At 72.1% G+C, this 17,588-nt stretch carries 19 protein-coding genes; 13 read left to right on the forward strand and 6 right to left on the reverse strand.

What is annotated here, in order from left to right; all coding sequences use genetic code 11:
• Positions 1-60: 60 nt before the first annotated feature.
• Positions 61-495 carry a hypothetical protein gene (locus tag ACQP09_RS31375; protein ID WP_433405840.1) on the reverse strand — a complete coding sequence of 145 codons (435 nt, stop codon included), beginning with the start codon at positions 493-495 and terminating at the stop codon, positions 61-63.
• A 135-nt stretch (positions 496-630) separates the two neighbouring features.
• On the opposite strand from ACQP09_RS31375, the gene ACQP09_RS31380 reads away from it, so the two are divergent.
• Together ACQP09_RS31380 and ACQP09_RS31385 are read left to right on the forward strand one after the other, a co-directional pair.
• Entirely contained in the window at positions 631-2,307 is a 1,677-nt protein-coding gene (locus tag ACQP09_RS31380) for an FUSC family protein (protein WP_433405842.1), read from the forward strand.
• Positions 2,304-2,810, forward strand: a complete 507-nt coding sequence (locus ACQP09_RS31385; protein ID WP_433405844.1) for a MarR family winged helix-turn-helix transcriptional regulator — start codon at positions 2,304-2,306, stop codon at positions 2,808-2,810. Before ACQP09_RS31380 ends, ACQP09_RS31385 begins: the two co-directional genes overlap by 4 nt.
• 29 nt (positions 2,811-2,839) lie before the next feature.
• Here ACQP09_RS31385 and ACQP09_RS31390 read toward each other — a convergent pair whose 3' ends face one another.
• On the reverse strand, positions 2,840-3,592 hold the full coding sequence (locus ACQP09_RS31390) for an IclR family transcriptional regulator (RefSeq protein ID WP_433405846.1): 753 nt from the start codon (positions 3,590-3,592) through the stop codon (positions 2,840-2,842).
• Positions 3,593-4,158: 566 nt separating this feature from the next.
• On the opposite strand from ACQP09_RS31390, the gene ACQP09_RS31395 reads away from it, so the two are divergent.
• The 6 genes from ACQP09_RS31395 to ACQP09_RS31420 all read left to right on the forward strand — a co-directional run bounded on the left by ACQP09_RS31395 (position 4,159) and on the right by ACQP09_RS31420 (position 10,403).
• Positions 4,159-5,853, forward strand: coding sequence for a sensor histidine kinase (locus tag ACQP09_RS31395; protein ID WP_433405848.1), 1,695 nt, complete (start codon positions 4,159-4,161; stop codon positions 5,851-5,853).
• The gene (locus tag ACQP09_RS31400; protein WP_006128841.1) at positions 5,850-6,257 is read left to right on the forward strand and encodes a roadblock/LC7 domain-containing protein; all 408 of its coding nucleotides are present in this window, start codon (positions 5,850-5,852) and stop codon (positions 6,255-6,257) included. Before ACQP09_RS31395 ends, ACQP09_RS31400 begins: the two co-directional genes overlap by 4 nt.
• Positions 6,254-6,625, forward strand: a complete 372-nt coding sequence (locus ACQP09_RS31405; protein WP_356752910.1) for a DUF742 domain-containing protein — start codon at positions 6,254-6,256, stop codon at positions 6,623-6,625. Before ACQP09_RS31400 ends, ACQP09_RS31405 begins: the two co-directional genes overlap by 4 nt.
• On the forward strand, positions 6,606-7,220 hold the full coding sequence (locus tag ACQP09_RS31410) for a GTP-binding protein (RefSeq protein ID WP_010058144.1): 615 nt from the start codon (positions 6,606-6,608) through the stop codon (positions 7,218-7,220). The genes ACQP09_RS31405 and ACQP09_RS31410 overlap by 20 nt, the downstream gene beginning before the upstream one ends.
• Positions 7,221-7,400: 180 nt before the next feature.
• Complete coding sequence (locus ACQP09_RS31415; RefSeq protein ID WP_433405850.1) at positions 7,401-8,960, forward strand: cytochrome P450; 1,560 nt, start codon at positions 7,401-7,403, stop codon at positions 8,958-8,960.
• 96 nt (positions 8,961-9,056) lie between these two features.
• Entirely contained in the window at positions 9,057-10,403 is a 1,347-nt protein-coding gene (locus tag ACQP09_RS31420) for a 6-phospho-beta-glucosidase (protein ID WP_433405852.1), read from the forward strand.
• Positions 10,404-10,412: 9 nt separating this feature from the next.
• Here the strand turns inward: ACQP09_RS31420 and ACQP09_RS31425 are convergent, their stop codons facing one another.
• Both ACQP09_RS31425 and ACQP09_RS31430 read right to left on the reverse strand, forming a co-directional pair.
• Positions 10,413-10,838, reverse strand: a complete 426-nt coding sequence (locus ACQP09_RS31425; protein WP_433405854.1) for a hypothetical protein — start codon at positions 10,836-10,838, stop codon at positions 10,413-10,415.
• Positions 10,832-11,290, reverse strand: coding sequence for an ATP-binding protein (locus ACQP09_RS31430; RefSeq protein ID WP_433405856.1), 459 nt, complete (start codon positions 11,288-11,290; stop codon positions 10,832-10,834). The genes ACQP09_RS31425 and ACQP09_RS31430 overlap by 7 nt, the downstream gene beginning before the upstream one ends.
• A 208-nt stretch (positions 11,291-11,498) precedes the next feature.
• Here ACQP09_RS31430 and ACQP09_RS31435 point away from each other — a divergent pair, with 208 nt between their 5' ends.
• Genes ACQP09_RS31435 through ACQP09_RS31445 form a run of 3 tightly spaced genes read left to right on the forward strand, consistent with a single transcriptional unit; the run spans position 11,499 to position 13,450 of the window.
• Positions 11,499-12,359, forward strand: a complete 861-nt coding sequence (locus tag ACQP09_RS31435; protein ID WP_433405858.1) for a helix-turn-helix domain-containing protein — start codon at positions 11,499-11,501, stop codon at positions 12,357-12,359.
• On the forward strand, positions 12,359-12,595 hold the full coding sequence (locus tag ACQP09_RS31440; RefSeq protein ID WP_030573999.1) for a DUF397 domain-containing protein: 237 nt from the start codon (positions 12,359-12,361) through the stop codon (positions 12,593-12,595). Before ACQP09_RS31435 ends, ACQP09_RS31440 begins: the two co-directional genes overlap by 1 nt.
• A gap of 45 nt (positions 12,596-12,640) precedes the next feature.
• Positions 12,641-13,450 carry an SAM-dependent methyltransferase gene (locus tag ACQP09_RS31445; protein ID WP_433405860.1) on the forward strand — a complete coding sequence of 270 codons (810 nt, stop codon included), beginning with the start codon at positions 12,641-12,643 and terminating at the stop codon, positions 13,448-13,450.
• 3 nt (positions 13,451-13,453) lie between these two features.
• On the opposite strand, the gene ACQP09_RS31450 is transcribed toward ACQP09_RS31445, so the two are convergent.
• A complete protein-coding gene (locus ACQP09_RS31450) occupies positions 13,454-13,879 on the reverse strand; it encodes a cupin domain-containing protein (protein WP_433405862.1) in 426 nt (141 codons plus the stop codon).
• 52 nt (positions 13,880-13,931) lie between these two features.
• Between ACQP09_RS31450 and ACQP09_RS31455 the strand changes: the two genes are divergently transcribed.
• Both ACQP09_RS31455 and ACQP09_RS31460 read left to right on the forward strand, forming a co-directional pair.
• Entirely contained in the window at positions 13,932-14,945 is a 1,014-nt protein-coding gene (locus ACQP09_RS31455) for a GlxA family transcriptional regulator (RefSeq protein ID WP_433405864.1), read from the forward strand.
• A 53-nt stretch (positions 14,946-14,998) separates the two neighbouring features.
• Positions 14,999-15,442, forward strand: coding sequence for a YchJ family protein (locus ACQP09_RS31460; protein ID WP_433405866.1), 444 nt, complete (start codon positions 14,999-15,001; stop codon positions 15,440-15,442).
• A gap of 29 nt (positions 15,443-15,471) precedes the next feature.
• On the opposite strand, the gene ACQP09_RS31465 is transcribed toward ACQP09_RS31460, so the two are convergent.
• Positions 15,472-17,565, reverse strand: a complete 2,094-nt coding sequence (locus tag ACQP09_RS31465) for an MDR family MFS transporter (protein WP_433405867.1) — start codon at positions 17,563-17,565, stop codon at positions 15,472-15,474.
• Positions 17,566-17,588 lie beyond the last annotated feature (23 nt).

Consider the following 17,588-nt stretch of genomic DNA (forward strand, 5'->3'; position numbering starts at 1 on the left):
GCATGCGGGGATGCGGGTGCGGACGGTCGTGCGGGAAAGCGGCGGGGAGCGGACCCGGCTCTAGATCCGCTGGACCTGAAGACGCAGCTGATCGACGGAGTGGACGCCGTCGTGGGAGGGCCCGCGGATGGCGGCCGCGCCGCTCTGCGGGGCGGCGGGCACGAAGGCCACGGGCGAGGGGAGCGCCACCGGGGCCGATGCCACCGGCAGCACGACGGCCGCCGAGTGGGGCGAGCCGCCGTGGCACGAGGTCCCGAGGCCCCGGTCGGCCGGGGCGGCCAGGACGACCGGCTCGACGGCGAGATGAGGCACCGGCGTCAGCGTCCGTACGGGGGCCGGCCCCGGAGCCTCCACCGCCACCGGCACGGTGGCGGCGGCCGAGGTGGTGACGGAGCAGCAGAAGAGCAGCGCCAGCAGGGCGAACAGCGGGCCCAGCGAGGCGGGCAGGCGTGAGCGGTACCGCTGCCGGTCGGTCCGAGCGCTCACCCTGGTCATGGCCCGTCATCGTAGTAGGTGCATGAAGATTCAAAGAATATGGGTCACCGTTCCGCGGGCCAGTGTGCCGGACGCTCGCGAGGTGCGACAGAGGGTAATTCTTTTACGGGTGTAATACCTGTTAACGTGTTTTGGGTGAGTGATACATCCACCCGGCCTCGGCGACCCTTCGTCCGTCCCCTTCCCCTCGCCGCCGCGCTCCGGCTCGGCCGCCCCTCGGAGACCTGGTTCAAGCCCGCGCTCAGCGTGGTCGTCGCCTCCGCCGTACCGCATCTGAAGCTTCTGGTCCTGGGCCGGCTCGACCTCGTGATGTACACGATGGCCGGTTCGCTCTGCGCGCTGTACGGCCACGGCCTGCCGTACGCCCGGCGGGCCAGGACCGTGGGCGGCGTCGTCCTCGCCATGACCGCCGGGCTCGCGGTCGCGCTGGTCACCGCCTCGCTCACGCACTCCACCGCCGTGCTCGTCGCGGTCGGCGCGCTCCTCGCCGCCGCGCAGAAAGCGGCGTGCGACGCGGTCCGGATCGGCCCGCCCGGCCATGTCATCCTCACCTTCGTCAGCTCCGCCGCGCTGTTCGCCCCGCAGCGCCTCGCCCAGGTCCCGGCCCACCTCGCGCTGACCCTGGCCGGGGGCGCGGTCGCCTGGCTCGTCTGCACGGGGCCCGCGCTGGTCCGCCGCGAGGGGCCCGAGCGCCGTGCGGTCGCCCGCGCCCTCGAAGCCGCCGCCGACTGCGCGGCCGCACCCGGACCGCGTACGCGCCACAGTGCGGCCGCCGCCGTGCACGCGGCCTGGCAGTGCCTGCTCGCCTCCGGCCGGCCCACCCCCGTACGCCGCTCGCTGGAACGGCTGGTGGTGCACGCCGAGTCGGCCGTCGCCTCCACGCACCCGGACGACCTGGAACAGCTGCGCGCCTGGGCCGTGCAGACCCGGGCCCGGGGGCCGGTCCCGGAACCGGCGGCCGCACCCGGTACGGCCGCCGAGCTGTACGGGATCGCGGCCGAGCGGGCCTCCGGTGGCCTGCTCCGCGGCCTCGGCCCCGGATCGCACCTGCTGCCCATCGCCGTCCGTACGCTGACCGGCTGCGCGCTCGCCGGATACCTCTGCGCCGCCATCGGCGCCGGCCGCCCCTACTGGGCCATCGTCACCGCCGCCTCCCTCTACCAGGCCAACACCACCCTGACCTGGAACCGGGCCCTCCAGCGCACCCTCGGCAACGTCCTGGGCGTCCTCGTCTTCGCCGCGGTCCTGCCGCTCTCCCGCACCGGCCCGCTCGCGCTCGTCCTGTGCTGCCTCTTCTTCAACTTCGCCGCCGAGGCCCTGATCACCCGGAACTACTGGCTCGGCTCCGTCGCCGTCACCCCGATGGCCCTCCTGGTCCTGGAGTTCGGCGGAGCCCACCCGGCCGGCGAGCTGATCGGCGACCGGGTCCTCGACACCGTCCTCGGCGCACTCGCCGGATTCCTCGCGGCGGCACTCGTCACCAACCGGAGGGCGGCGGGCCGCGTCGAGCGCGCACTCCAAGCCACCGAGAAGGCCCGTACGGAAGCGGAGCGGTCCCTGGAGCGTCCGCACGCCGAGCGGGCGCGGGCGCGCCGCGCGCTGACCGCGACCCTCGTCGAACTCCGCGAGGCCGCCGACATCGCGGCGGGGGAGTGGTGGCAGCGCGCCCTGCCCGAGCAGGAGCTTCTCGCGGCCGAGCAGGCCGGACACCGTACGCTCGCTGCGACAGCACAACGGCTCGGCCCACCGCCCCGCGCCCCGCGGACGCGGCGCGGTGAGGCGGCCCGAGCCCCTTCGATCGGAGCGGCGTGAGCGACGACATCGTGGCCTCGGTGGTGCGGCAGTGGCAGGCCGTCAACCCCGAGCTCGACACCGGCCCGATGGAGATCATCGGCCGGATCAACCGCTGCGCCGCGCTCCTCCAGCAGGCGGAGGACGCCCCGCTGCGGTCCGCCGGACTGACCCGCCCCGAGTTCGACCTCCTCGGCGCCGTACGCCGTACCGACCGGGAACTCACGCCGGGCGAGCTCGCCCGGGAGACCTTCTCCTCCGGCGCCGCCGTCACCAAGCGGCTGCGGGCCCTCCAGGAACGCGGCCTGGTGGACCGCCGGGGCGACGAGCGCGACCGGCGGGTCGCCCACGTCCGCCTCACCGGGGAGGGCCGCGCCCTCGTCGACCGGCTGCTGCCCGAGCAACTCGCGTACGAGCGGGCGGTGCTGTCGGGCCTCGGTGAGGAGAGCCGGGGCGAACTCGGCTCGGGGCTCAGTGAGTTGCTGGTGCAGCTGGAGGGGCGGATCGGCGGGGCGCGGCGCTGAGTGGACCGTACGACCATGGCCGGCCCTGGTCAGGCCGTCAGCAGAGCCGCCGACTCCCTTAGCCGTTCGGCCCGTTCGGCCACCTCCGCCTCACCCGACCGGTCCGCCGGGGCCGCGGCGACCAGGGCGAGCCGGTCCCGCCAGCTGGATCCGGCCAGTGGGACGGCGACCGACGTCATGCCCGGGACCGCCGCACCCCGGCTGACCGCGTGGCCCTGCCGCCGGATCAGCGCCAGCTCGTCCAGCAGGGCCGTCCGCGAGGTGAGCGTGGCCGGGGTGACCGCCTCCAGCTCCTCGTACGGGTACAGCGCGCACACCTGGTCCGCCGTCATGCGGGAGAGCAGCAACAGGCCGCCCGATCCCGCGTGGGCCGGGCCGGTCCGCCCCAACTCCAGTGCCACCCGCACCGGATGGGACGATTCGCGGCCGTCGGTGACGATGACCTGGTCGCCGATGAGCGCCACGCTCCACACCGTCTCACCGGTCCGCGTGGCCGCGTCCTCCAGCACGGGCCCCAGCCGCTCGCGGGCCGCGCGGCCGAAACCGGCGGGCCGACCGAGCCGCACCAGCTCCGGCCCCGCCGCGTAACCGCGTCCCGAGGTGTCCCGGATCGCGAAACCCCGGCTCTCCAGCGTGCTCAGCACCCGGTGCGCGGTGGACCGTCCGACGTGGAGGCGCTCGGCGGCCTCGGTGACGGTGAGGGTGTCATGGGTGAGGAAGAGCCGCATGGCGCGGAGCCCCGTATCCAGCGAAGCGATCGTGTAGTCACCTGTCGCCGTCATGGTTCCGCCCGCTCCCTCTCGTCACTCCGGGTACCCGCCGACGCCGTCGCAGGGTGGCGCCGACCGCCATGATCGCCGCTGCGGCGCCCCTCGCGCGGGGCGCCCGACGAGTCCGTGGAATCTGCGGTCGTATACGCGTCAGCGCGGCGATTTTCCGGGTCACCCCTGGAGTGGTCGGGAATCTGCACCTTTCGATCCGGCTCGATCATGTGTGCCTCTGTCCTGTTCTGCGGTACAAAATCCACTGCGAGAAGGGTGAATTGAGCGGGTATCACCGATATCAGGGTCAACTCCGTACCGGTGAACGGGACGTGGAAGCCGAACCGTAGCCCCTTTCCGGGCATCGTCACTCCCCGCGCACGCTCCACAGCGGTGCGTGCGAAAACTGGCGAGTGTATTCCTCTTCGCGGGCTCCCGCAGGGGGTTGGGTGAATATGCCGATCCCCTGTTCTGATCTGGCTAAGCTCACGCGCAGTGAAGTCGAGTTGATGCGAATTCGAGCACTTGTTCCTGAGTCTCCGCTCACATGCGTATACATCCCGGAATCAACCGCCAGAGGGTTTTAGATGGTCCGTGTTGAATCACCGCCGACCGACAGAGCAGTCCCCGTCGTCCGCGTAGTCCTGCCGCCCGTGGTCCTGCTGGCCGGCGCCACCGCCGCCGGCGTGGCCCTGGCGGTCCCGGCCGCGCGGATACCAGTCGCCGTGTGCGGCGCGATCACCACGCTGGTGGTCGCCGTGCTCACCGTGGCGCTGCACCGCCGCAGGCGCGCCATGGCCGCCCAGCGCGCGGAGTACGAACAGCGCATCGCCTACCTGGAACACCGCATCCTCAGCCATGACTCCGAGACCGTGCGGCTCACCAAGGAGGTCATGCCCGCCGCCATCCGGCGCCTGCGGGTGGGCAACTCGCCCGAGGAGGTCATGCGCGACATCGTCGACGCGGATGTGGCCAACCGGCATCTGCCCAAGGCGCTGCGCGAGCAGATCTACCAGGTCCTCGAAGTCATCGACAACGAGGAGGCCCGGCGTGACTCCGCCCAGCGCGCCTTCGTCAGCGTGGCCCGCCGCGTCCAGGCGATCGTGCACCGCCAGGCCAGTGAGCTCCGGGAGATGGAGGACCACTACGGGCGCAACCCCGAGGTCTTCGACGACCTGCTGCGCATCGACCACGGCACCGCGCTGATCGGCCGGCTCGCCGACTCCATCGCCGTCCTCGGCGGGGCCAGGCCCAGCCGCCAGTGGCCCAAGCCCGTACCGCTGTTCAGCGTCCTGCGCGGCGCCATGTCCCGGATCCTGGAGTACCAGCGCGTCGATCTGCACTCGATCGCCAAGGTCGCCATCGTCGGCACCTCGGTCGAGCCGCTCATCCACGCCTGCGCCGAACTCCTCGACAACGCGACCCGCTACTCGCCGCCGCAGACCCGCGTGCACGTCACCGCGGTCGAGGTGCAGACCGGCATCGCCATCGAGATCGAGGACGGCGGCGTCAGCCTCAGCGAGGAGGCCCGCGCCCGGGCCGAGAACATGCTCGCCCAGGCCCAGGCCGGCATCAACATGAACGACCTCGGCGAGTCCCCGCGGCTCGGCATGGCCGTCGTCGGCCGCCTCTCGCGGATGTACCAGCTCCAGGTGTCGCTGCGCCAGTCGGCGTACGGCGGGGTCCGCGCGGTCCTCATCGTGCCGCGCGACATGATCACCACCGGCCCGGCACCCGGCATCGCCCACGGCATCGGCGCCACCTCGCGGCCCACCAGCTCGCTGGACATGTCGCAGCTCCAGCACGTGGTGCCGCCGCCCGGCAAGCGCAAGCCCAAGCCCGCCGCCACCGGTCCGGTGCCCTCCGTGGCCGCACCGGTCCCCGCCGGCGCCCCCGTGGCCGCCGCCCGTCCGGCCGCGCCCGTACCGGCCATGGAGGACGACGTCCCGGTGGTCACCGAGTGGACCGAGAACGGACTGCCGCAGCGCCGCAGCCGGGGCCGCGCCCCGCTCGGCTCGCACAACCTGCCGCAGCAGCCCCCGCCGCCTCCCGCCCCCGTCAACGGCGGACTGCCGAGCCGGGGCGGACACCCGGACGGCGGGTACGGCGGGCCTGCCGGACACGGCGGTTCGGGCGGTTCCGGCGGTTCCGGTGGCTCCGGTGGCGAGAAGCCGCCCGGCCTCTGGCTGGAGGCCTTCACCAAGGCCGTCAACGGCGTACCGCAGGAACCGAAGCACGGCGAAGACTCCGACGACGCGTGGGACAAGGGAGACCTGAAGTGATCCAGCAGCGGGGAAACATGGACTGGATGCTCAAGGAGCTGGCCGACGACGTGCCGAGCATCCACCAGATCGTGGTGCTCTCCTCGGACGGGCTGCGCATCGCCATGCACGGCGGCGACCCGGACGTCGCCGACCGGCTGGCGGCCGCCTGTGCCGGGCTGCAGAGCCTGGCCGCCGCGGTGGCCACCGAGATCCCGTACAGCGACGGGCTGATGAAGCTCGTCGTCATCGAGGTCACCGGCGGGTTCTTCTACCTGATGGCCGCCGGGACCGGCGCGTATCTCGCCGTGCTGGCCGGTGAGACCGTGGACGCCGGCCTGGTCGGAGCCCGTATGCGGGACATGGTCGTGCGGATCGGCGCCCACCTGACCAGTCCGCCCCGCCACGGCGGGCAGTCCGGATGAGCGGACCCCGACGAGAACGCCGCACCACCGATCCGGCGCTCAGCGATCCGGAACGGCTGTACGTGATCACCGGCGATCTCGACGACAGCGAGCGCGCCGCGCTCGACCTGGTCACGATGGTCGTCGCGCAGGCCGAGCCCTCGCCGACGTTCCAGCCGGAGCAGGCCGCGATCCTGCGGCTCTGCCAGGCCCCGTTATCGGTCGCCGAGATCTCCGCCTACCTCAGCCTGCCGTTCAGCGTGGTCACCTCGCTCCTGAGCGATCTCCTCGCGACCGAACTCATCGAGTCGCGTGCGCCGATCGTCCGCGCCACACTCCCCGACAGGTCCCTTCTCGAAGCGGTGATGCATGGACTTCAGAAGCTCTGACACGATCACCGGACCCCGCACCGAGGACGTCCTTCCGACCACGGCCACCGCCGCGGTGAAGGTCGTGATCGTCGGCGGGTTCGGGGTCGGCAAGACGACCATGGTCGGCTCGGTCAGCGAGATCCGGCCCCTGACGACCGAAGAGACCATGACCCAGGCCGGCGTCGGCGTGGACGACAACGCCGGGGTCGAGACGAAGACCGCCACCACCGTGGCCATGGACTTCGGCCGGATCAGCCTCAGCGAGGAGCTGATCCTCTACCTGTTCGGCACGCCCGGCCAGGAGCGGTTCTGGTTCCTGTGGAACGGCCTCTTCGAAGGAGCCCTCGGCGCGGTCGTCCTCATCGACACGAGACGGCTCGAAGTCAGCTTCGACGTCATCGGCCGGCTGGAGGAGCGCGGAGTGCCGTTCGTGGTGGCCGTCAACACCTTCCCCGACGCACCGCACCACCCGGTCGAGGCCCTGCGCAGAGCGCTCGACCTGCCGGACGAGGTCCCGATGATCGACTGCGACGCCCGGCTGCGGGCCTCCAGCCGCGATGTGCTGATGACCCTGATGCGCTATCTGCACAGCCTGGCGGTCCCGCTGGCCTGACGGCTCCGGGCCGGCTCCGGCCCCGGTCCTCCTGCCGATTTACCGTCGGCGCCGGGACGGTTTCCAGGCCGTCCCGGCGCCGGGGCTGCGCGCCGTTCCCCCGGCGCGCTGCCCGTACACCCCGTACAGCTCTTGCCCACCCCTGTCCGATCCATGGCCGTCCTGATCCCTGGAGCCACAGTGACCACCCCCTTCCACCACGAACCCGGCGCCGTCCCGCCGCCCCAGTGCCCGGCCCACAACCTCGGCACCGGCCCCGGCGGCCGGCGCCGGCTGTACGGCCCCGAGGCGGAGAACGACCCCGCCGGCCTCTACGACAAGCTCCGCGCCGAACACGGCACCGTCGCCCCGGTCCTCCTCCACGGCGACGTGCCCGCCTGGCTCGTCCTCGGCCACAGCGAGAACCTCCACCTCACCCGTACGCCGTCCCAGTTCTCCCGGGACTCCCGCCGCTGGCGGGCCCTCCAGGACGGCAGCGTCGCCCCGGACCACCCGCTCGCCCCGATCTTCACCTGGCAGCCCGTCTGCGTCTTCGCCGACGGCGCCAAGCACGAGCGGCAGCGCGGCGCGGTCACCGACAGCATGGAGCGCATCGACACCCGTGGCGTCCGCCGCCACATCAACCGCTTCAGCAACCGCCTGGTCAACGACTTCTCCGAGAAGGGCAGCGCCGACCTGGTCAGCCAGTTCGCGGACCATCTGCCGATGATGGTGATGTGCGCGATCTTCGGCATGCCCGAGGAGTACGACGAGCGGCTCGTCCAGGCCGCCCGCGACATGACCCGTGGCACCGAGACCGCCGTGGCCAGCAACGCCCACATCGTCGGCGTGCTGAACCGGCTGGTGGAGCGCCGCCGCGCCGAACCGGCCCCCGACTTCGCCTCCTGGCTGGTCGAGCACCCCGCGACGATGACCGACGTCGAGGTCGTCGAGCACCTGCGCCTCATCCTCATCGCGGCGTACGAGTCCACCGCCAACCTCATCGCCAACGTGCTGCGCATGGTCCTCACCGACCCGCGCTTCCGCGCCCGGCTCAGCGGCGGCCACATGACCGTGCCCGAGGCGGTGGAGCAGACCCTCTGGGACGAACCGCCGTTCACCGCCGTCTTCGGCCGGTGGGCGGTCGGCGACACCGAGCTCGGCGGCCAGCAGATCAAGGCGGGCGACGCGCTGCTCGTCGGCATCGCCCCGGCCAACACCGACCCGACCGTCCGCCCGGACCTCACCGCCAACATGGAGGGCAACCGCGCCCACCTCGCGTTCAGCGGCGGCCCGCACGAGTGCCCCGGCCAGGACATCGGCCGGGCGATCGCGGACGTCGGCGTCGACGCGCTGCTGATGCGGCTGCCTGACCTGGAGCTCGGCGTGGAGGAGAGCGAGCTGCGCTGGGTCGGCAACATCATGTCCCGCCACCTGGTCGAGCTGCCGGTGAAGTTCGCGCCCAGCCCGCAGCAGAAGCTGGACGCCGACCCGCTCTCGGTGATGGCCCGCGCGACCCGTCCGGCCGGCGACTGGGAGATCTCCTCCCCGGCCCGCCCGGTCCCCGAGCCCGCGCACTCGCTGGCCGGAATGCAGCCCGCCCACGCCCCGGGCGCGACCCCGCAGCCCCGCCAGGCCCCGGCTCCCGCAACTGCGCCCGCCGAGCCGGCGCCGGGAACCGCCGTGGTCCCGCAGCAGCGCCGCCCGGCCGCGCCCGCCCGGCTCTGGCAGGCCGTCTCCCGCTGGTGGAACGGCTACTGACCCGCTCCGGCGGCGGCACCGGACCCGTACGACAGGCCCGAGGGTCCGGTGCCGCCGCCGACGTGCGCGGGGCGCACCCCCGTACCATCGAGCAGCGTGAAGCTGACAATTCTTGGCGGTGGCGGATTCCGGGTGCCTCTCGTGTACGGGGCCCTGCTCGGCGATCACGCCGAGGGCCGCGTCTCGCAGGTCACCCTGTACGACACCGACGCCGACCGGCTCACCGCCGTCGCCCGGGTCCTGGAGGAACAGGCGCGCGGCATCCCGGACGCACCCGCCGTCGTCGCCACCACCGAGCTGGACGAGGCGCTGCGCGGCGCCGACTTCGTCTTCTCCGCGATCCGCGTCGGCGGCCTCGCCGGACGGGCCGCCGACGAACGGGTCGCGCTGGACCTCGGCGTGCTCGGCCAGGAGACGGTCGGCGCCGGAGGCATCGCGTACGGACTGCGCACCGTTCCGGTCGCCGTCGACCTGGCCCGGCGCATCGCCCGCCTCGCCCCGCACGCCTGGACCATCAACTTCACCAACCCGGCCGGACTGGTCACCGAGGCCATGTCCCGCCACCTCGGTGACCGGGTCATCGGCATCTGCGACTCACCGGTCGGCCTCGGCCGCCGCATCGCCCGCACGCTCGGCGCCGACCCGGACCGGGCCTGGATCGACTACGCCGGGCTCAACCACCTCGGCTGGGTACGGGGCCTGTACGTCGACGGGCGTGACGAACTGCCCCGGCTGCTCGCGGATACGGAGCTGCTGGGCTCCTTCGAGGAGGGCCGGCTCTTCGGCCCGGAGCTGCTCCGGTCGCTGGGTGCGATCCCCAACGAGTACCTGCACTACTACTACTTCAACCGCGAGACCGTCCGCTCCTACCAGCAGGTGGAGCAGACCCGGGGCGCCTTCCTCCGCGACCAGCAGGAGGGCTTCTACGCCCGGATGCGCGAGCCCGGCACACCTGCCCTCGCCACCTGGGACCGCACCCGTGCCGAGCGCGAGGCCACGTACATGGCGGAGAACCGGGACGTCGCCGGAGCGGGGGAGCGGGAGGAGAGCGATCTGGAGTCCGGCGGCTACGAACAGGTGGCCCTCGCGCTGATGCGGGCCATCGCCCGCAACGAGCGCACCTCGCTGATCCTCAACGTCCGTAACCGCACGGCCCTTTCGGCCCTGGACGCCGAAGCCGTCGTGGAGGTGCCCTGCCTGGTCGACGCCAACGGCGCCCATCCGGTGGCCGTTTCGCCACTCCCGTACGACGCCGTCGGTCTCGTCACAGCGGTAAAGGCCGTGGAGCGTACGGTGCTGGAGGCGGCGGAGAGCGGATCGCGGGCGGCGGCGGTGCGGGCCTTCGCGCTGCACCCGCTGGTCGACTCCGCAGCGGTGGCGGCGAAGCTGGTGGACGGCTACCTCGCGGTCCATCCGCAACTCGCCTATCTCGACCGGACGTAGAGGGCCGGCTCAAGGGGCCGGGACGACGCTCCTGGCCCAGGTCGGTGCCACGCCCGCCACCTGGCAGACCATCAGGAAGAGCGGGATGGGCGGGGTGTACGGGGTGAGGCTGTCCGGCGAGTGGATCAGGCGCGGCCGTACGGCGGGGACGTCGGCGCCCCGGGCGTACATCACCTGCTCGGGCCAGTCCAGGTCCAGATCGGAGCCGGCCGGGACGATCCACCACCAGCGGTCCGCGTCGGCGAACACACAGCCGGTGCGCGGGAGATGGGACATCAGCCGGAAGCCGTGCCGGGCGGGCACACCGACCGCGTCGCACCCCAGGCTGGCCGACATCGCGGGCGGCAGCGACAACCGCACCCGCCCGCCCCGCGGTTCCTCGGCCGTCCGCGGCCGGTGCGCACCGCGCAGCCGGGACAGCGCGTTCCTCAGCATGGCTGTTCCACGCCGTGCGGCAGCTCCGCCCACACGATGCGCCCCGATTCGTCCCCGGCGTCGTGGGACCCCCACGAGCTGCTCATCGTGTCCACCAGCAGCAGACCGCGCCCGTGCTCGTCGTCGGAACAGCGGCGCAGCCGGGGGCCGCCGGGCTGGTGGCCCTGGTCCTGGACGGCTATCCGCAGACGTCTGCCGAGACACCGCAGCTCGCACACCACCCGGGTGCTCGCGGTGTGCACGACCGCGTTGGTGACCAGCTCGGACACGATGAGCACGGCCGCGTCGTACACATCGCCGCCCAGCTTCCAGCTCTCCAGCCGCGCCCGGGTCAGCTGCCGCGCACCGGCCACCGACTCCGGGTGCGCGGGCAGCGCGAAGCAGTAACGGAGCGCTTCCGTCCCGGGGCTGAGATCCATGGTCCGGGGGATGAGCGCACTGCCAGGTGCCACGACCGATTCCTCACAGTGGGGGCTGCGTCACGCTTCGTTCCCCGGTGTGGTGAGGAGCGGTCATGACTGAGCGAACTGGTTCGATGGCCAACTTTCCCCCTGTCGAAGACACTTGGCAAGGGGCACTCTGAATTTTCCAGAGTGACTGTGTCGTTGGGGGCGCACGCGTGGCACACTGCTCGCAAAACAGCGCATGGGGAGGTCTGAAGTGAGCGAACCGCGGTCCGCCCCGACCGTGGGCCAGGTGGTGCTCGGCAAGCGGCTGCAGGATCTGCGGGAGCGCGTCGGCCTGACCCGCGACCAGGCGGCGAAGGTGCTCAGGGTCGCTCCCGCGACGATACGCCGGATGGAGACGGCCGAGGTCGGCCTCAAGATCCCCTACGTCCAGCTGCTGCTGAAGGCCTACGGCATCGCCGACGACGAGGCCGAGGCCTTCGTCGACCTGGCCGAGGAGGCCAACAAGCCGGGCTGGTGGCAGCGGTTCCACGACGTGCTGCCGGACTGGTTCAGCATGTACGTCAGCCTGGAGGGCGCCGCGAGCCTCCTGCGCATGTACGAGCCGCACTTCGTGCCCGGCCTGCTCCAGACCGAGGAGTACGCACGCTCGGTGATGCGCACCGGAGCCGTCGGCCAGACCCGGCCCGAGGAGATCGAAGGCCATGTGGCCCTGCGCATGGAACGCCAGTCGCTGCTCACCAAGGACGACGCGCCGCGACTCTGGGTGATCATGGATGAGACCGTCCTGCGACGGCCGGTGGGCGGCGCACAGGTGATGCGCGCCCAGATCGACAAGCTGCTCGAATCGACCGAGCTGCCCCATGTCACCCTGCAGATCGCGGAGTTCGCGAGCGGCCACCACCCGGGCACCTACGGCCCGTTCGTCCTCTTCCGCTTCGCCGTCCCCGAACTTCCGGACATGGTCTTCAGCGAGTACCTCACCGGAGCGGTCTACTTCGACGCCCGGCCCGAGGTGGCCTCGTACCTCGAAGTCATGGACCGCATGGCGGCTCAGGCCGCGACTGCACAACGCACGAAGGAAATCCTCCGGGACTTCCGCAAGGAGCTGTGATGAACCACATATACAACGGCATGCCGGCCGCCGACCTCGGCTCCGAAGGCTGGTACAAGCCCTGGAGCGGCGGCAACGGGGGCAACTGCATCGAGGCCATGAAGCTCGCGGACGGCCGGGTCGCGGTGCGCCAGTCCGCCGATCCGGACGGCCCCGCGCTCATCTACTCCAACGGCGAGATCGCCGCGTTCATCCAGGGCGCCAAGGCGGGCCAGGCGGACTTCCTTCTCACCTGACGCACCACCACTCATCCTGTCCGACCCCTATCCATGGAGTACGCCATGACCGGGCAAGACCCCCAGGCCATCGAGATCGACACGAGCAAGCCGCATCCCGCCCGGATGTACGACTGGTTCCTCGGCGGCAAGGACAACTACCCGGTCGACGAACAGATGGCTCGCCAGCTGCTCAAGCTGGACGCGCGGGGCCGGGACATGGCCCGCGTCAACCGGGCGTTCATGCACCGGGCCACCCGCTGGCTCGCCGAGAACGGTGTGCGCCAGTTCCTGGACATCGGCACCGGCATACCCACCGAGCCGAACCTCCACCAGGTCGCGCAGCAGACCGCGCCCGACGCCCGGATCGTCTACTGCGACAACGACCCGATCGTCCTGGCCCACGCGGCGGCCCTGCTGCGCTCCACGCCCGAGGGCGCCACCGAGTACATCCAGGCCGACGCCCGCAAACCCGAGGCGATCCTGGCCGAGGCCGGAAAGGTGCTGGACTTCGAGAAGCCGATCGCGCTCTCGCTGCTGGCGCTGCTGCACTTCATCGACGACGAGGACGGCGCGGCCGAGCTGGTCGACAAGCTGGTCGACCAGCTCCCCTCCGGCAGCTACCTGGTGCTGTCGCACACCACCGGCGACTTCAACCCGGAGGGCGCGGCCCAGGCACGGGCCATGTACAAGGAGCGCGGGATGACCCTGCGCCCCCGCTCGCGCGCCGAGCTCACCGCCTTCTTCGACGGCCTGGAACTGGTCGAGCCGGGCGTCTCGCTCTCCGCCGACTGGCGTCCGGAGCTCGGCGAGGTCATCGGCGTACCGGGTGACGAGCCGATCCCCGGTTACGCGGGAGTCGCGCGCAAGCCCTGAGCCTCACCGGGTCAGCGCGTGGCCCGTCGTCGCGTCCACATGGTCCGGTACGGGGTCGTGGTCGTCGCCCACCGTCGACGTACCGGAGGGCTCGAAGAGCAGCAGGGAGGCACCGTCCGCCGAGCGCGGGCGGTGCCAGGTGGAGCGCGGCACGACGAAGACCGCGCCACGGGTGAGGGTGACGGTCCGCTCGTCCTGCCCGGCGGTGCCGTCGCGCAGGTCGATGTCCAGCGTGCCGTCCACCACGAGGAAGAACTCGTCCGTGTTCTCGTGCACATGCCAGACGTGGTGGCCGTGCACCTTCGCGACGCGTACGTCGTAGTCGTTGACGCGGGCCATGATGCGCGGGCTCCAGAGCGCGTCGAAGGAGCCGAGGGCATCGTCGATCAGGATCGGTTCGGTGGCAGGTCGTGCCGGGTCCGTGGTCATGCCTCCACCCTGGGCGCTGGACCGCCACGCCCGTGAGTGCTACGAATCGCACATGGCGAAAGAATCCTCGCACCGGACCTCACACGGGGCCTCGCACCGGACCTCACACGAGGCCTCGCACCGGGTCGTCATGATCGTCTCGGCCGGATCGAACCCCTTCGAGATGGGCGTGGCGACCGAACTCTTCGGCCTGCGCCGACCCGAACTGCCCGTCGACTGGTACGACTTCGCGCTCTGCTCGCCCACCCCCACGGTCCGGATGCACGCGGGCTTCTTCCAGCTCTCCGACGTGTCCGGGCTCGACGCCGTGGACCGCGCCGACACCGTCATCGTCCCCAACCGGCCCGATCCGCTGGAGGACCCGGGACCCGAGGTCCTGGCGGCAGTCCGGCGGGCCGCCGAGCGCGGCGCCCGGCTGGTCAGCTTCTGCACCGGGACGTTCACGCTCGCCGCCGCCGGCGTCCTGGACGGCCGACGGGCCACCACGCACTGGCGGTGGGCGGAGGCCTTCACCGCCCGGTATCCGCAGGTGGACCTTCAGCCCGACGTGCTCTTCGTCGACGACGGGCAGGTGATCACCGCGGCGGGCAGCGCCGCCGCCCTGGACACCTCCCTCCACCTCATCCGCGCCGACCACGGGGCCGAGATCGCGGCCGCCGTCAGCCGGCGGCTGGTCCACCCGGCGCACCGGGACGGCGGCCAGCGCCAGTTCATCGAGTACCCGCTGCCCGAGGTCGCCGACGCCTCGCTCGCCCCGCTCCTCGCTTGGGCGGCCGAGCACCTGGCCGACGGCCTGGACGTGTCCGGCCTCGCCGCCCGCGCGGCCGTCAGCCCGGCCACCCTCCACCGCCGCTTCCGGTCCCAGCTCGGTACGACCCCGCTGGCCTGGCTGACCGAGCAGCGGACCACGCTGGCCTGCCGCCTCATGGAGCGCGGCGAGGACCGCCTCGACGTGATCGCCCGCACCTGCGGCCTCGGCACGGCGACCAACCTGCGTACGCAACTGCGCCGCCGTACGGGGCTGACGCCCACGGAGTACCGCAGCCGGTTCGCGGCGGGGCGCTGAGCGGCGGGGCACGGGGGAGGGATGCGGCGCCGGACCGGGGGGACAATGGACCCATGTCACGACGCACCTCCCGCCCCCGGCAGCCCGCCACCCCGCAGGCCCCGCGCACCACCCCCGCCTCGCCCTGCCCCTGCGGCCTGACCGCGCCGTACGGGGAGTGCTGCGGCCGCTTCCACTCCGGCAGCGCCGCCGCTCCGACCTGCGAGGCCCTGATGCGCTCCCGGTACGCGGCGTTCGTCGTCCAGGACGCGGCGTACCTCCTGCGCACCTGGCACCCCGAGACCCGGCCGCCGGGCGTCGACTTCGACCCCGCCATGCGCTGGACGGGTCTGGAGATCCTGGACACCACCGAAGGCAGCGCCTTCCACACCACCGGGACCGTCACCTTCCGCGCCCACTACACCGACGACGGCCGCCCGGACTCCCTCCACGAACACAGCCGCTTCGTCCGCCACGAGGGCGCCTGGGTCTACGCGACGGCCGTCTTCGTCGACTGAGGAGCGGGCGAGCACACCGGGCGGGGCCTTCAGGCCGGCGCCCCCACCCGCGTGGAGCCGCCCGGGTGCGGGGCCGGCGACAGCTCCTGGGCCAGGTCCTCCGCCAGCAGCCGTTTCGCGATCATGTCCACGGCGATGCGGAGCTGTCCGTCATCGGGCCGGGCCCCGTCCTCCGCGAGCCGCTCGTTGAGCCAGCGGCCCCAGGCGTCGGAGATCACGTTCGCCTCGCGCCGGCCCGCCGCCGTATGGGAGAAGAGGCGGCCGTCCCCGGTCAGATAGCCCTCCTCGATCATCCGGTCGAAGACGGGGACCAGCACCTCCGGCGGCAGGCGGTGCCGGGCCGCGATCAGCCGCAGCCCCGCATGGCCGACCATCCGGGTGAAGAGGTCCACCTGCATCACCGCCCACGCGCCCGCCATGTCCAGCCGGGTATCGGACTCCCTGATGATCCGCCGGGCCGTGTCCGGGCCGGCGCCGTGCAGGATCTGGGCCACCGCGATCTCCAGGAGCTTCTCCGAGTCGCCGCTGCCGGGCTGGGCGAAGCCGTCACCCATGTCCGTCGAGGCGAGCCGGGCCGAGTCGCGCAGCTTCACCTCCTTGAGGAACAGCGCGACGACGAAGCCGATCAGCGCCACCGGAACCGTCCACAGGAACACGGTGTGCAGGGTCTGCGCGTACGCCTGGGCCAGCGGTTCCACCTGGGCGGCGGGCAGCGCGTGCAGGGCCTGCGGGCTCTCCGAGGCCCGAGCCAGGACCGCCGGGTCACCGCCCGCCGCCACCGCCTGGCCGACCCCGTCCCGGAGGTTGGGCGTCAGGGCGTTGGCGTAGATCGTCCCGAAGACCGCCGTGCCGAAGGCGCTGCCGAGCGTACGGAAGAACGTCACGCCCGAGGTCGCCGTACCCAGGTCCGCGTAGTCGACGGTGTTCTGCACCGCGATCGTCAGCACCTGCATGGCCAGCCCGATGCCGAGCCCCAGCACCACCATGTAGAGCGACTCCAGCCACACCCCGCTCTCCGGCCCCATCCGCGACAGCAGGAACAGCCCGGCCGCCATGATCAGCGTTCCGATGATGGGGAAGATGCGGTAGCGGCCGGTCCTGCTGACCACCGTGCCGCTGAAGATCGAGGCGACCAGCAGCGCGGCGACCAGCGGCAGGGTCCGCACGCCCGAGAGCGTCGCCGAGTCCCCGTCCACGTACTGGAGGTAGGTCGGCAGGAAGATCATCGAGCCGAGCATCGCGAAACCCACGATGAAGCTGAGGATCGAGCAGACGGTGAACACCGGATTCCGGAACAGCCGCATCGGCAGCATCGGTTCCTTCGCCCGCGTCTCCACCAGGCAGAACAGCGTCAGGGCGATGATCCCGCCGATGAACAGCCCGATGATCATGGGCGAGCCCCAGCCGTACTCGTTCCCGCCCCAGCTCGTCGCGAGGATCAGCGCGCTCGCGCCGACGGCGACCAGCGCGATGCCCATGTAGTCGATGACCGGGCGTCCGGCGGCCTTCACCGACGGGATGTTGCGGGCGGCGGCGATCACCACCACGATCGCGATCGGCACGTTGACGTAGAACGCCCAGCGCCAGGTCAGGTGGTCGGTGAAGAGCCCGCCGAGCAGCGGTCCGATCACCGTGGAGATGCCGAAGACCGCTCCGATCGCGCCCTGGTACTTGCCGCGCTCGCGCAGCGGGATCACATCCGCGATCAGCGCCATCGACGTGACCATGAGGCCGCCGGCGCCGATGCCCTGCATCCCGCGCCAGATGATCAGCAGCAGCATGTCCGAGGCGAGGCCGCAGAGGAACGAGCCGGTGATGAAGACGATCGCGGAGACCTGGAAGACCAGCTTCCGCCCGAACAGGTCACCGAACTTGCCGACCAGGACGGTGGCGACCGTCTCGGCGAGCAGGTAGGCGGTGACCACCCACGACATGTGCTCGGCGCCGCCCAGGTCCGAGACGATCGTCGGCAGGGCCGTGCCCACGATCGTCTGGTCCAGCGCGGCCAGCAGCATGCCGAGCACGATGGTGGCGAAGACGATGTTGCGCCGCCGCCGGTCGAGGACGGGCGGCGGCGCGGCGGCACTCTGCGCGGCGGGGGCTTGCTCGCTGGCAGTGGTCACCTCTGCACCCTCACACCGCGCTC

This window comes from Streptomyces sp. CA-146814 (assembly GCF_050942385.1).
Lineage (GTDB): Bacteria > Actinomycetota > Actinomycetes > Streptomycetales > Streptomycetaceae > Streptomyces.

What these genes read in the sequence shown, in the direction of transcription:
- ACQP09_RS31375 (WP_433405840.1), bottom strand. Translation starts at nt 495, where the DNA reads ATGACCAGGGTGAGCGCTCGGACCGACCGGCAGCGGTACCGCTCACGC.
- ACQP09_RS31390 (WP_433405846.1), bottom strand. Translation starts at nt 3,592, where the DNA reads ATGACGGCGACAGGTGACTACACGATCGCTTCGCTGGATACGGGGCTC.
- ACQP09_RS31395 (WP_433405848.1), top strand. Translation starts at nt 4,159, where the DNA reads ATGGTCCGTGTTGAATCACCGCCGACCGACAGAGCAGTCCCCGTCGTC.
- ACQP09_RS31405 (WP_356752910.1), top strand. Translation starts at nt 6,254, where the DNA reads ATGAGCGGACCCCGACGAGAACGCCGCACCACCGATCCGGCGCTCAGC.
- ACQP09_RS31410 (WP_010058144.1), top strand. Translation starts at nt 6,606, where the DNA reads ATGGACTTCAGAAGCTCTGACACGATCACCGGACCCCGCACCGAGGAC.
- ACQP09_RS31425 (WP_433405854.1), bottom strand. Translation starts at nt 10,838, where the DNA reads ATGCTGAGGAACGCGCTGTCCCGGCTGCGCGGTGCGCACCGGCCGCGG.
- ACQP09_RS31440 (WP_030573999.1), top strand. Translation starts at nt 12,359, where the DNA reads ATGAACCACATATACAACGGCATGCCGGCCGCCGACCTCGGCTCCGAA.
- ACQP09_RS31445 (WP_433405860.1), top strand. Translation starts at nt 12,641, where the DNA reads ATGACCGGGCAAGACCCCCAGGCCATCGAGATCGACACGAGCAAGCCG.
- ACQP09_RS31450 (WP_433405862.1), bottom strand. Translation starts at nt 13,879, where the DNA reads ATGACCACGGACCCGGCACGACCTGCCACCGAACCGATCCTGATCGAC.
- ACQP09_RS31455 (WP_433405864.1), top strand. Translation starts at nt 13,932, where the DNA reads ATGGCGAAAGAATCCTCGCACCGGACCTCACACGGGGCCTCGCACCGG.
- ACQP09_RS31460 (WP_433405866.1), top strand. Translation starts at nt 14,999, where the DNA reads ATGTCACGACGCACCTCCCGCCCCCGGCAGCCCGCCACCCCGCAGGCC.